The organism is Endozoicomonas sp. SESOKO2 (assembly GCF_024606245.1).
Taxonomy (GTDB): Bacteria; Pseudomonadota; Gammaproteobacteria; order Pseudomonadales; family Endozoicomonadaceae; genus Endozoicomonas_A.
The window spans coordinates 17,025-31,332 of record NZ_JAHHPQ010000526.1; the positions used below are offsets into that span (position 1 = coordinate 17,025).

Below are 14,308 nucleotides of genomic sequence, written 5' to 3' on the forward strand. Positions count from 1 at the left end.
ATGTATGCTGTAGTCAAATCAGCAAAAACCTCGAGCCAGAATATAGTCCTGCTCAATTACACATCTTATCTGGCACGGCAGGATTCGACCAGCATCGGTGTCATCCCTTATAACAATGGTAAAGAAAACAGTACAGACTTTATACGCAAAATCTGTAAAATTGATTGTCTGGCCATTCCAGACATTAGAATGTTATTGACTATCACCCGACAGAATGTCCTATGATCCACATACAAGCTATCAAGGCTTTTCAAGATAACTACATATGGCTGCTTTCTGAAAGCGGCAGTCAACAGTGCCTGGTTGTTGATCCCGGTGAAGCTGACGTGGTTGAGAAAGCAATGAAAAGTCTGAATCTGGCGTTATCGGGCATTCTGATTACCCATCATCACTGGGATCATACGAATGGTATACAAGCGTTGACAAAAGACCGTAATATTCCCGTCTATGGCCCTGATAATGCTGAAATTTCCGGTATTACATACCCCCTGAATGGCACAGAGACACTGACAGTGCTCGGCACCGAATTCAACATTCTGAAAACGCCTGGTCATACGCTTGATCATATTGCCTATTTCGCCAATCCAGATCAGGACGACCCCATCCTGTTTTGTGGCGATACCCTATTTTCAGCTGGCTGTGGTCGACTGTTTGAAGGGACTGCTGAACAGATGCTGAGCTCATTGAATAAACTCCGTTCTCTGCCCAAAAACACCCGGGTATACTGTGCACATGAATACACTCTGGCTAACCTGGCTTTTGCCCGGGCCGTAGAACCCGCTAACCCCTCTATTAAGGAGTATCGCAATAAAGTCATTCAGCTTCGCGAACAGGGCAGGCCAAGCTTGCCTTCCAGCCTGGAGCTGGAATTTACCATCAATCCATTCCTGCGTATTGACCAACATAGTGTCATTACTGCAGTAAAGGAGCACGCCCCATGTACTGTCCTGTCAAACGATGCAGAGGTATTTGGAGCATTACGTCATTGGAAGGATCAGTTTTGATGACGATAAACATTGTGTTCCTTCACGATAAATAAATTTTTTATGTCTGAACCTTTGAATACAGAGCAGGCGTCCGGTCGTTATACCGGACCTCAAGTTAAACCCCTGGTTCGAGTCCTTGGCGCCGCCACACTCGTTATGACTCTTACAAGCTGTATGAGTACTTCTACAGAACAAGCGGGTACCAGTTCACCGGTCAAAGCTGAGCAAAATGTTACCAAAGGCAAAATGGCCAAGAAAGCGGTCAGAAAGCAGGTAGCCAAGCAACCAGCAACTGACCTTTGGGACAGGACCCGTCGAGGTCTCGCCATGGACCTGGATAATAATCATCCCCGGGTATTGGCAGAATTGCGCTGGTATAAGAAAAACCAGGGCTACTTTGACCGGGTTTCTGATCGCGCCAGTCCCTATTTCTTCTTCATCCTGATGGAAGCCGAGAAACGTGGCGTTCCTCTGGAACTGGCATTAATGCCCATAGTGGAAAGTGCCTTCGATCCATTTGCTTATTCCCATGCAGGTGCATCCGGCTTGTGGCAATTCATGCCAGCTACTGGAGAACATTACGGACTAAAGCAGAACTGGTGGTATGACGGTCGTCGTGATGTGGTTGAAGCTACCCGCGCAGCACTCGACTATATGGTCAGTCTCAACAATATGTTTGATGATTGGGAATTAGCGCTGGCTGCTTTCAATTCAGGGCCCGGACGGGTTATGAATGCGGTCAACAAGAACAAGAGACAGGGTAAATCGACTCGTTTCTGGCATCTTGACCTGCCAAGTGAAACCACCGCCTACGTCCCTAAGCTGATCGCCTTGGGCAAGATCGTTCGTAATCCGGCAAAATACGGTATCAAGCTGAAGCCTATTCCGAACAAACCACATTTTGCCAAGGTTAAAACCGGTGGTCAGCTTGACATGGCCAAGGCAGCCAAGTTGTCAGGTATTAGTCTGAATGAGTTATATCGATTGAATCCCGGGCTTAATCGCTGGTCTACCCCACCTTCTGGTCCTCACTATCTACTGATTCCTATTGCAAGGGCCGAATCCTTCCAAACTGAACTGGCTCGATTGCCTACGGAGAAACGTATGCAATGGCGCCGTTATTCCGTGAAGTCGGGTGATAGCCTCAGCAAGATTGCCAATACCTTCAATACCAAGTCCAAATTCATCAAGGAAGTTAACAAGATGGATACAGACTTGATCAGGGTTGGGCAGAGCCTGTTGATTCCTGTCCCCGCCAGAGAGAAGGAAAAGTATGCCCTGACAGCATCACAGCGTCGCATCGCCAAACAAAACACCCAGCGCACCGGTCGGCAAAGATTGAATTACTCCGTTAAATCAGGAGACAGCTTCTGGAGCATAGCTAAAAAGTACAACACTGGCGTTCAGGAACTGGCTCGCTGGAATGGCATGTCACCCAGAGATAATCTCAGAATCGGACAGAAACTGGTGGTATGGAGCAAAACCAATGCTGCCCGGAACGGTGTTGTTCGCAAGGTCAATTACAAGGTTCGCAGTGGTGACTCCCTGTCCCGTATCGCTGACAAGTTCAATGTAGCGGTAGCTCAGATCAAAACCTGGAACACCTTTGACAGCAAATACCTGCAGCCCGGCCAACGATTGACTCTCTACGTTGATGTGGCGCGCGCTTACGAATAATCAGCCAAGATGCCCAGACCCGATTTTTCACGGGTCTGACATCCTTCCCTGTAAAGCGCTCCCTTGAATTGTCGATGTCAAGTTCATTCGGTTTAATATTACCGGGGAGCATCATTGAAACCACTGACGCTATTTTTACTGCTCTATTTACAAGGAATGCTGGCAATTGCCAAAAGTGAGCAGTGGCAACACCATCTGTCCATCATGGACGAACCGCTCTATAAAAAAGATTTTAAGCACTTCCAATACGTCAACCCTGAAGCCCCCAAAGGTGGCCATTTGCGATTGGCAGCCCTGGGAACCTTTAATACTCTGAATCCATATAGTGCAAGTGGAATAGCCCCCACACAGGCAAATAATACTTACCGCTTCGGCTTTCTGGAGTTAAACGAGCCCTTGATGGTGGGCACTGGCCCTTATGCCCCCTCCATGGAACATAAAAGTACGGCTTATGGTCTGATAGCTGAAGCGGTGGCCTACGATCCGGAAAAACAAAAGCTCTCATTCAAGCTGAGAAAAAATGCCCGTTTCCATGACCAGCACCCGATTACCACCGAAGATGTTGAGTTTTCCTACAAGATACTGCTGGAACAGGGACACCCAAACTTCAAACTCGCACTGGAGCAGGTTGAACGCATCCAAATTGAAGATCGGTACATCATCCACTTCTTTCTGAAACCCTCTTCCTCTAAAGCACTCCCACTTAAACTCAGTGAGCTGCCTGTGTTACCAAAACATTACTGGCAGAATCGTGATTTTTCAAAAACCACACTCATACCACCTTTACTCAGTGGTCCATACAAGATTGCCAGGGTCAGACCGGGTGCAACCATCGTCTACGAGCGAGTCCCGGACTATTGGGGAGCCGAGCTAGCTGTTAACAGAGGCCTTTATAATTTTGACAAAGTCACTCTGAATTTTTACCGTGACCGTCATGTCAGCTTCCAGGCTTTTAAAAAAGGCGAGATTGATGTCCACTACGAAGGTGAGGCGAAAAACTGGGAAACAGGTTATGACTTTCCAGCCATGCAACAGGGCAAGGTTATCAAGCTGAATATTCCGGACAAAATGCACTATGGCAGAAGGTTCTTTGTTTTTAATCTCAAATCCCCACTGTTTCAGGATCGAAGAGTCAGGCAGGCTATCAGCCTGTTGTTCGACTGGGAATGGTCTTCAACAAAGCTCTTCTATAACGCCTATATCCGAACCACCCATTTCTTTAGTGCCCATGAGAATAATACTTCTGCCCTTCCCACACAGAACGAACAGGAACTGTTTAAACCTTTTCGATCGATATTGCCACCGGAGCTCTGTTCCAGGCCATTCGAGCTCTCAAAAACAAGCGGGGATGGAAATATCACAGCTCAACGAAGACAAGTCCTTAAACTCCTGAAAGAGGCCGGCTGGCATTACCATCAGGGGCAATTATTAAACGCTCGAAATGAACCCTTCCACTTTACATTTCTTCACTACTCAAAACTGGCTGACCGTTTCATACTCCCTTTTGCCGCCAACCTTGCCAGTGTAGGAATCAAAATGGATTTTCGGGCTACAGACCTGAGCCAATACCAGCGAAGACTGAGAGAAAGGGATTTTGATATGGTTCAAACAACCCTGATGGTACCTTATCTCCCCGGCGAACACCTCAAAGGATTATTTCATTCAGAATCTGCAGATATTAAAGGCAGCCAGAACCTTGCCGGAATTCATAACCCGGCCATTGATGCCTTGATTGATCATGCGCTCTCAGCCCATAGTAAAAAGGATCTTTATACCGCGATGCAGGCTTTGAATCGTCTTTTGCTCTGGGAGCATTACTTCATTCCTAACTGGCAGGGTCGTTTTATAAGAATCGCATACTGGCAGCACCTGCAAACTCCTGAAACTTTCCCACCCTTTGGTATTCGTCTTACGTCATGGTGGATGAAACCCAAATCTTCAGCTGGCTCAAAACAGAGAACAGAATGACTATTAAACCATGGGCACATACTCTTATTGCTCTGATTCTTGCCTGCTTTTACGCTTCTGCTCAGGCCGGTATTCAGCAACCTTATCACAACAGTCATGCTATTAACCTGATCGGCACTCCCAAATATCCTGCTGACTTTCAACACTTTTCCTATATCAATCCTGATGCTCCCCGTCAGGGCAAGGTCAGACTCGCTGCTCTTGGTACCTATGACACTTTTGACCTCTTTAGTGCCAAAGGACTACCTGCAGCCGTTGGTCCTTACATCTATGACAGCCTGATGTATGCCAGTCGGGATGAGCCCGGCAGTCTTTATCCTCTGATCGCCGAACGTGTCGAATACCCTGATGACAATCGCTGGATACGCTTTGTTATTAACCCAAAAGCCCGTTTTGCCGATGGCAGCCCAATTAATGCCGAGGTCATAAGAGATACCTTTCTTCAATACAAAAATGGTGATTTCTCCAACTTTAAACACCTTTTAAAGGATGTTGATCAAATAAAAATTGAACCCGGAAACCGGGTAAAACTTACCCTGAATACCCCTGAAGACAAGAAGTTGCCCTTTCGACTGGCCCAGTTACCCGTAATTCACAACAGCTACTGGCAACAGTCCCGGGGAGACGATCATACGATCCATATTCCTGTCAGCTCAGGCGCTTACAGCATCAGACAATACGAGCTTGGCAAGAGCGTGTTTCTTGAGCGAAACAAGCATTACTGGGCTGAAAAACTGCCAGTGAATATTGGTCGAAATAACTTTGAGCAGATCAAATTGGAGTATTTCAGGAACTCTACCCTCTCTCTGGAAGCTTTTCTTGCTGGGCAATATGATATCCGAGTCGAGAATCTGGCTAAAAACTGGACTTATGCATACAAGGGAAAAGACATAGATACCGGGAAGATTATCAAGAAAAATTACCCGCGCAAGAGCTTTCAGGTTCAGTCGTTTATCTTTAACAGTCGAAAAGACCTCTTTCAGGATCAACGCGTCAGAGAAGCGATCAGTCAGGGTTATGATGCAGCCTGGACCAACGCTAACCTCCTTTATGGTATCTATTCAGTGCCCGGGAGTCTTTTTGCCGGTACGGAGTTTGCCCAAACAGGAATACCCGATAAGGCTGAAGTCAAACTGCTTGAGCCTTATCGAAATATCCTTCCTGAGAGACTGTTTAAACAATCCTGGACAGGCTTAAAAACGGATGGCACTGGTAATATTCGGAAGCAACTCAGTTATGCCAATCGCCTTCTAAAACAGGCAGGCTGGGAACTCAAAAATGGCAAAAGGGTCAACAAGGAAACCGGCGAGCCACTGAAGTTCGAACTGATGCTGGCAGTGCCAGAACAGGAACGTGTTGCCATACCATTCAAGAGTAATCTGAAGATACTCGGTATTGATATGCAGATCGTCTCGGTGGATGTCTCCCAGTACGTTCGAAGAGTGCGCAATCAGGATTACGATATGCTGCTCAGAACCTTCCACCAGCCTGATCTGCCTGGCAACGAGCAAAGAGAATACTGGAGCAGCAGCAGTGCCAATGAGCAAAGCACCCAGAATCTGGCAGGTGTCAATCACCCTGCTGTTGATGCCATGATTGAGCATATTATCAAGGCTGAATCGATCGACCAGTTACAAGCAGCCACAAGGGCTTTGGATCGTATCTTGCTCTGGGAAAATTACACTATTCCCCAGCTCTATCATCGTTACTGGCGGGTAGCACACAGACACCGTTACAACTATCCTGAAAACGAAGGTCTATACGGCCCCATAGACTTGAGTATCTGGTGGGAGGAAGAGCCAAAATGACACGTCTGGTCATGGGTATACTCCTGATAGTAACAGCCTGTTTCGCATGGGGATCTGACAAGATCCCTCTGAAGCATGCCATCAGTCTCTATGGCGAACCAAAGTACCAAAAAGATTTTGAACACTTTGACTACGCCAACCCGCAGGCCCGAAAAGGCGGTGAATTCAGACAGGCAGTGATTGGCCAGTTTGACAGTCTTACACCTTTTGTAGATCGCGGTTCAGCAGCCGCTGGCAGCGACTTGCTCTATGACACCCTGCTGCAAAGATCCTGGGACGAACCTCTAAGTAAATACGGTTTGATTGCTCAAGCCATTGAGTTAGACCCGGATAACCACTGGGTTGCCTACTACATTAATCCCAAGGCCCGCTTTAACGATGGCCACAGTGTGTCAGCCAGTGATGTCAAATTCACTTTTGATCTCTTAAGGGAGAAAGGCTCAACGTTCTACCGTCATTTCTATGATGATATCGAGAAAGCTGAAGTCACAGCGCCCATGAGGGTTCTATTTACCTTTAAAAACAACAAAAACCGTGAGTTGCCACTGATCCTGGGGCAAATGCCCATACTTCCCGAACACTACTGGAAAGACAGGGTTTTTCCGGCGCCCGGGCTTGAAGTCCCCATCACCAGCGGCCCTTATCAAGTGGCTAAAATCAATCCCGGACGATCCATCACTTACAAGAGAAACAAGGATTATTGGGCTCGTGAACTGGCTGTTAACCGGGGTCGGTATAATTTTGACCGTATGGTGTACGAATATTACGGAAACGAATCTGTGCTCCTCGAGTCACTCTTCAGTAATCAATATGATTTCAGACTGATCACAGATCCAACGATCTGGAATACTCAGCTGAGCGAGAACCGCATTAAAAAATACCGTCTGATACAAGAAGTTATAAAGAACCATAACCCCCAAACCCTGACGTTAACCTACAATACACGGCGACCTTATCTAAAAGATGCCAGAGTCAGGGAAAGTCTGGGATATGCTTTTAACTTCGAGCAGATCAACAACCATCTTTTCTTTGGGATGTATCGACCTGCTGAAAGTTTTTTTGCAGGCTCTGAACTGGCGGCCAGTGGTACCCCTTCTGCTGATGAACTCAAATGGCTGACTCCCTGGCAACAAGAACTTCCGAAAGCTCTCTTCCATGAACCTTTCAAAGTACCTGATAGTCGACTGGCATCGGGCGACCGATTGAACAAGGCAAAAGCGCTCACGTTGTTAAAACAGGCGGGCTGGCAGATAAAGAATAATCAGCAGGTTAATGCCAGGGGTGAACCACTGGTTCTCAATGCTCTGGTGGCCAGTGAAGAGCACGAAAAAGTTCTGCTTTCCATTAAGGATGGACTGAGTCATCTTGGTATTACCTTGAATGTTCAGCGTACAGACCCACTTCAGATGGTAGCCAGATTACGTGAACTGGATTTTGAAATCATACTGCACACCTATCGACACACCGCGTCACCCGGAACTGAACAAGCATCTTTCTGGGGATCGGAAACCGTTCAGCAACCAGGAACCAGAAATCTCTCGGGCGTGCATTCACCGGTAGTCGATCAATTAACTAACCTGATTCCATCGGCTACCAGCCGTAAAGAACTGCTTTCCATGGTTCATGCCCTGGACAGAGTTCTGTTATGGGGACACTATTCTCTGCCTCTCTGGTACTCTCCTTCCTGGAATGTCCTCTACCGGGACACCCTGAGGCATCCTGTGATTACACCGCTCTATGCTCTGGATCTGACTACATGGTGGCATGAGACAGAAAAACCACCAACAGCCTCTGCTAATGATGGTCCGAACCATCACTAATAGTCTGAAGACGACTTTTTTAGAGTGTGAATCGGCTGGGTATCCGGCCTGAAAGATTGCTTTTAGGTCACATTACAACTTTAAATGCCATCCAAAGATATCAATAATTTTTTTCTGTTGAATTAGACCTTGCCTGTAGGGATTGATCGGTGTTTAAAATACTGTCAGGAATCGAAATAACTCCGCAACAAGCAATACCTATAGTCAAGGAGCCGACTATAGTTTAGAGGCAAAAGTTATAACAATGCGATCCAGGCGAACCATGAATCATACAGTGATGATAAAAAAATCGTTAAAGACAACGATTTTCCAAGCCCTTCCCATTGCGACCCTCTTTCTTTCCCTGTCCATGATGCCTGTCCTGGCAGAGGCAGAGAACGCAGTTAATAAATCCCCTTCCCTTTCCTTATATGGCGACGGTAAATACTCAAAAGATTTCAAGTATTTTGACTATGTGAATCCCAATGCTCCCAAGGGGGGGACACTGCGGATGGCCAGCATGGGGACTTTCGACAGCCTGAATCCTTTCATAGAAAAAGGGACTCCGGCTGAGGGGATAGGTCTGATTTACGACACTTTGATGACCAGCAGTGCGGATGAACCTTTCTCCATGTATGCCCTGGTGGCTGAATATGCAGAGCCTGCCACTGATAACAGTGGCATCACTTTCCATTTGAATTCTAAAGCCCGGTTTCACGACGGACAACCGATCACCGCTAACGATGTCGTTTACAGCTTTGAACTGCTCAGGGATAAAGGCTCACCGTTTTACCGGGCTTACTATGGCGATATTGCCAAGGCAGAGAGCTTGTCCAAACGCAGTGTCCGCTTCGTTTTCAAACACAACCGTAACCCTGAACTTCCCCTGATCATTTCCCAACTCCCGGTACTTCCAAAACACTTCTGGGAAACACAATCGAATAACTTTGAAGAGGCCAACCTGACTCAACCTTTGGGCAGTGGCCCCTACAAAATCCGTTCTGCCGAAGCGGGTCGCAGCATTGTCTACGAAAGAGTTGATGACTACTGGGGTAAAGATCTGCCGGTCAGCAGAGGCCGTTACAACTTTGATGTGCGTCGTTACGACTATTACCGGGATGCCAACGTAGCACTGCAAGCCCTGAAAGCCGGCGAATACGATCTTCGCTTTGAAAATATTGCCAGGAACTGGGCCACCGCCTACGACTCTCCGGCGGTTAAAAAAGGTGACCTGATTCAGGAGTCCTTTCCAACCAAAGCCCCTCAGGGGATGCAGGGATTTGTTTTTAACCTGCGCAGAGATATTTTCGAGGACGTGAGAGTTCGAAAAGCTTTGAATTACGCTATGGACTTCGAGTGGCTTAACAAGAATCTGTTCTACAACAGCTACACCAGGACACAGAGTTATTTTGCCAACTCTGATATGGAAGCAACGGGTATTCCCGAGGGTAAAGAACTGGCTTACCTTGAGCCCTGGCGAGATCAACTGCCCGCTGAGTTATTCAGCGAGTCCTTCAAACTGCCCAACACGGATGGCAGTGGCAGAATCCGAAGTCAGCTGAGCCAAGCTCTCTCTTTGATGGCACAGGCAGGCTGGAAACTGGAAAACGGTTCTCTCAGGAAAAATGGCAAGCCTTTCGAATTTGAGATTCTTCTATACGATTCAAGTATGGAGAAAGTAGCCCTGCCTCTGAAGAAAAACCTTGAGGCCATGGGGATCAATGCTAGTCTGCGAATCGTGGATATTTCACAATATATAAACCGGCTCAGAAGCTTCGACTTCGACATGCTGGTCAGTCGCATTCCTCAATCCAGTTCGCCCGGAAATGAGCAAAAGGACTTCTGGAGCAGCGAATCAGCGGATCAGCCAGGAAGCCGAAATCTGATAGGCATTAAAAACCCGGTGGTCGATGGTCTGATCAAGGAAGTGATTAATGCCGGGTCCAGAGAAAATCTCGTTGCCGCCGTTAAAGCTCTGGATAGGGTTTTGCTCTGGAATGCATACATGATTCCCCAATGGTATCTGGCCAGTAACAGAATCGCCTATTGGAAACCGCTCAAGCATCCCCTGAGCACTCCTGATCAGGAACCACTTTACCAGTTTGACCTGGACTCCTGGTGGATGGAACCAACAATCATCAGGGCTTCAGACACAACCGACGATGGCTCAAACAAAGATGAGGACAATAAAGGCATGCCGGTCTGGCCTGCTGGCATTCTGTTAGCCATCCTGATTCTGGGTTGGTTGATACGTCGTTCAAAACGTCAGATCTGATTATGAAAAGCTATATTCTGCGCCGACTGGCGTTAATGATTCCGACACTATTCGGTATTTTGTTATTGAACTTTGTCATCATTCAGGCCGCACCGGGTGGACCTGTTGAGCAGATGATTGCCAAACTGGAAGGTTTTGAAATCAATGCCATCAGCCGTATCGGAGGTTCAGGCAGTGCTGAGATCCAACAGGTAAGCGTGGACGAATCCGGTGAGTACCGCGGACGGCGGGGACTGGATCCGGAACTGATCAAAGACATTGAAAAGCTTTACGGCTTTGACAAACCGGCCTATGAGCGTTTTATCCAGATGGTACTCAACTATGCTCGCTTTGAGTTTGGCGACTCTTTTTTCAGAGATGCGAAAGTCGTTGACCTCATCAAAGAGAAATTACCTGTCTCCATCTCTCTTGGATTATGGAGTACCTTGCTGATCTATCTGATCTCCATTCCTATGGGGATTCGAAAAGCATTAAAACATGGTAGCCCGTTCGATGTCTGGACCAGCGCGGTCATCACTACGGGGTATGCCATTCCGAGCTTTCTACTGGCAATCCTGCTCATCGTGCTCTTTGCCGGTGGCAGTTACTGGAATTTCTTTCCATTGCGCGGATTAACATCGGAAAACTTTGACCAGCTTAGCCTTATTGGCAAACTGGCAGATTATGCCTGGCATATGGTTCTTCCGGTTTTCTGTATTGTTATTGGTGGCTTTGCAACATTAACAATGCTGACTAAAAACTCTTTTCTCGATGAGATTCATCGCCAGTATGTACAGACAGCCCGGGCCAAGGGTCTGGATGATCATCAAGTACTGTACGGCCATGTTTTCAGAAACGCCATGCTGCTGGTGATATCCGGATTCCCGGCGGCTCTCATTGGCATTCTGTTCACCAGCTCGCTGCTGATTGAAATTATTTTTTCACTGGATGGCCTTGGCCTGCTCGGATATGAAGCCGCCATTAATCGAGATTACCCCGTGGTCTTCGGATCTCTCTTTATCTTCACCCTGATAGGCATGGTGGTAAAACTGCTGGGAGATCTGACCTACATGCTGGTTGACCCGAGAATTGATTTTGAGGCGAGGGATTAAGATGGCATCGTCTCAAATCATAAAACCTTCCCGTATAAGCCCTCTTAACCAGCGACGCTGGAAAAGCTTCAAAAGCAATCGACGGGGCTATTACTCTCTCTGGATTTTCGGTTTCCTGTTTTTCACCACTTTATTTGCCGAGCTGATTGCCAACGATAAGCCGCTTCTGGTTTATTTCAAAGGTGAAATCTATACCCCTATTTTCCATATCTACCCAGAAACAGCGTTTGGTGGCGAGTTTGAACTGGAAATGGATTATCGTCAGGACTACGCAAAAGAACTGATCGAGCCCCACGGCTGGATGCTCTGGCCACCGATTCATTACAGCTACGACACGATCAACTATGCCCGTGTTGCCCCGGCACCTCCCACGCCAGAGAATTTGCTGGGGACCGATGACCAGGGCAGAGATGTTCTGGCCCGAGTCATTTACGGTTTTAGAATTTCTGTGCTTTTTGGACTGATTCTAACGCTGTTCAGCTCTCTCATAGGGGTTGCCGTTGGCGCTATGCAGGGATTTTATGGTGGGAGAACAGATCTTATCGGGCAACGGTTTATTGAAGTCTGGTCAGGTATGCCCAGCCTGTATCTGCTGATCATTCTTTCCAGTTTTGTCGAACCCGGCTTCTGGTGGTTGCTTGGGATTATGCTGATGTTTTCCTGGATGGCTCTGGTCGATGTGGTTCGTGCGGAATTCTTGCGCGGACGGAATCTGGAATACGTCCGGGCCGCCAGGGCACTTGGGATGACCGATGGCAGACTTATGTTCCGCCATATTCTACCCAACGCCATGATAGCAACGATCACTTTCATGCCCTTTATTCTCACCGGAGCCATCACCACCCTGACGTCACTGGACTTCCTGGGTTTTGGCCTGCCAGCCGGATCGCCTTCATTGGGTGAGCTGATCGCCCAGGGCAAGAACAACCTTCAAGCACCATGGCTGGGAATTACAGCCTTCATGGTGATGTCAGTGATGCTGACCCTGCTGGTGTTTATTGGGGAAGCTACCCGTGACGCCCTTGATCCACGCAAATACGTTACAGGTCACTAAACAATGACAACTTCCCTGCTCGAGATCAAAGACCTGAAAATTCGCTTCAATCAGGGCGGCGGCAGCAGCAGCGACGCGGTAAAAAGCATCAGTTTTGAACTGTTTCCGGGAGAGACGCTGGGTCTGGTGGGCGAGTCCGGCTCCGGTAAATCCATTTCTGCCCTGAGCATACTGCAACTGCTTCCTGAAAATGCCAGTCACCAGGGTGAGATACTGTTTGATGGTAAAGACCTGTTGGCCTTATCAGAAAGGGAGATCAGAGGCGTTCGTGGAAACCAGATCGGTATGATTTTTCAGGAACCCATGACCGCCCTTAACCCTCTGCACACGATAGATAAACAGATCTGTGAAGTACTCAGTCTGCACCTGGGCATGCATCCTGAACAGGCCAGTCAGCGTGCTTTGGAGCTGCTTGAACTGGTGGGCATTCAGGAGCCAGCCAAAAAGCTTTCAGCCTATCCCCACGAACTGTCGGGTGGTCAGCGTCAAAGAGCCATGATTGCTATGGCTCTGGCCTGCGAGCCAAAAGTCCTGATTGCCGATGAGCCCACAACTGCACTGGACGTGACGGTACAAAGACAGATTCTGTCGCTGCTGGCCGAACTACAGCAGAAAATGGGTATGGCCATTTTGTTTATCAGTCATGATCTAAACCTGATTCACCATGTTTCTCATCGAATCTGTGTCATGAAAAACGGAGAACTGGTGGAAACCGGTGCCACGGGAGAAGTGTTCAATCAACCAAAGCATCCTTACACCGTAGAACTGCTCAATGCCGAGCCATCCGGTGAACCGGAACCTGTGTCCCGGGCGCAGAATAAAATCATTGAGGGGCGGGATATAAGGGTCTGGTTTCCGGTAAAAGCCGGATTCTTCCGCAAAACCGTCGACCATATCAAAGCTGTAACGGACCTCTCTATCTCAGTCGCTGAAGGTGAAACACTGGGTATTGTAGGTGAATCCGGTTCCGGAAAAACCACACTCGGGATGGCGCTCCTGAAACTGCAGGAGAGTCAGGGTCAGATCTACTTTAAAGGTGATGCCCTTCACTCCCTGAGCCAAAAACAGTGTCGTCCTTACCGACGACAGATGCAGGTTGTTTTTCAGGACCCATACGGCAGTCTGAGCCCGAGAATGACCATCGCTGACATCATTGGCGAAGGACTGGATATCCATCAGCTCGCCAGCAACGGAGAACGAGACGAGCTGATCATAAAAGCCATGACAGAGGTCGGCCTTAATCCTCAATGGCGACACCGTTATCCCCATGAGTTTTCTGGCGGACAGAGACAGCGCATCGCCATAGCCAGAGCTCTGGTCCTCAAGCCCAGACTGATTATTCTTGATGAGCCCACCTCTGCTCTGGACAGGACTGTCCAGTCTCAAGTCATAAAGCTGTTAAGAGACCTGCAGAAAAAACACAATCTTAGCTATATCTTTATCAGCCACGACCTTGCGGTTGTAAAAGCCATGAGCCACAGGATTCTGGTGATGAAGGACGGTGAGATTATTGAGCAGGGCTCAACCGAACAGATCTTTCACCATCCTCAAACGGAATACACCTGCGAGCTGCTTGAAGCCGCTTTCGAAAGCTACTAGCAGCCTGTCGGACTTAAGCGTCCGTAGCGAGGATTGCAACCGCAGTAGGAC

General features: G+C 48.0%; 10 protein-coding genes. All 10 read left to right on the forward strand.

The genetic code is table 11. The features are described 5' to 3' along the window. The 10 genes from KDK17_RS12710 (at position 1) to KDK17_RS12755 (ending at position 14,257) form a co-directional block, all read left to right on the forward strand. The gene (locus KDK17_RS12710) at positions 1-225 is read left to right on the forward strand and encodes a hypothetical protein (protein ID WP_257274564.1); all 225 of its coding nucleotides are present in this window, start codon (positions 1-3) and stop codon (positions 223-225) included. Then, the gene (gloB, locus tag KDK17_RS12715; RefSeq protein WP_257279515.1) at positions 222-1,004 is read left to right on the forward strand and encodes a hydroxyacylglutathione hydrolase; all 783 of its coding nucleotides are present in this window, start codon (positions 222-224) and stop codon (positions 1,002-1,004) included. The genes KDK17_RS12710 and gloB overlap by 4 nt, the downstream gene beginning before the upstream one ends. Before the next feature lie 42 nt (positions 1,005-1,046). Beyond that, positions 1,047-2,663: a LysM peptidoglycan-binding domain-containing protein gene (locus tag KDK17_RS12720; protein WP_257255635.1), complete on the forward strand. Its 1,617-nt coding sequence runs from the start codon at positions 1,047-1,049 to the stop codon at positions 2,661-2,663. A gap of 114 nt (positions 2,664-2,777) precedes the next feature. Beyond that, positions 2,778-4,631 carry an extracellular solute-binding protein gene (locus KDK17_RS12725; RefSeq protein WP_257255634.1) on the forward strand — a complete coding sequence of 618 codons (1,854 nt, stop codon included), beginning with the start codon at positions 2,778-2,780 and terminating at the stop codon, positions 4,629-4,631. Beyond that, positions 4,628-6,439, forward strand: coding sequence for an extracellular solute-binding protein (locus tag KDK17_RS12730; RefSeq protein WP_257274561.1), 1,812 nt, complete (start codon positions 4,628-4,630; stop codon positions 6,437-6,439). Before KDK17_RS12725 ends, KDK17_RS12730 begins: the two co-directional genes overlap by 4 nt. After that, entirely contained in the window at positions 6,436-8,259 is a 1,824-nt protein-coding gene (locus KDK17_RS12735; protein WP_257288214.1) for an extracellular solute-binding protein, read from the forward strand. Before KDK17_RS12730 ends, KDK17_RS12735 begins: the two co-directional genes overlap by 4 nt. A 262-nt stretch (positions 8,260-8,521) precedes the next feature. Further along, entirely contained in the window at positions 8,522-10,513 is a 1,992-nt protein-coding gene (locus tag KDK17_RS12740; protein WP_257255229.1) for an extracellular solute-binding protein, read from the forward strand. Between the two features lie 2 nt (positions 10,514-10,515). Further along, complete coding sequence (locus KDK17_RS12745; protein ID WP_257255230.1) at positions 10,516-11,604, forward strand: microcin C ABC transporter permease YejB; 1,089 nt, start codon at positions 10,516-10,518, stop codon at positions 11,602-11,604. Position 11,605: 1 nt separating this feature from the next. Further along, on the forward strand, positions 11,606-12,658 hold the full coding sequence (locus KDK17_RS12750; RefSeq protein ID WP_257255231.1) for an ABC transporter permease: 1,053 nt from the start codon (positions 11,606-11,608) through the stop codon (positions 12,656-12,658). Between the two features lie 3 nt (positions 12,659-12,661). Further along, a complete protein-coding gene (locus KDK17_RS12755; RefSeq protein ID WP_257255232.1) occupies positions 12,662-14,257 on the forward strand; it encodes an ABC transporter ATP-binding protein in 1,596 nt (531 codons plus the stop codon). Positions 14,258-14,308 lie beyond the last annotated feature (51 nt).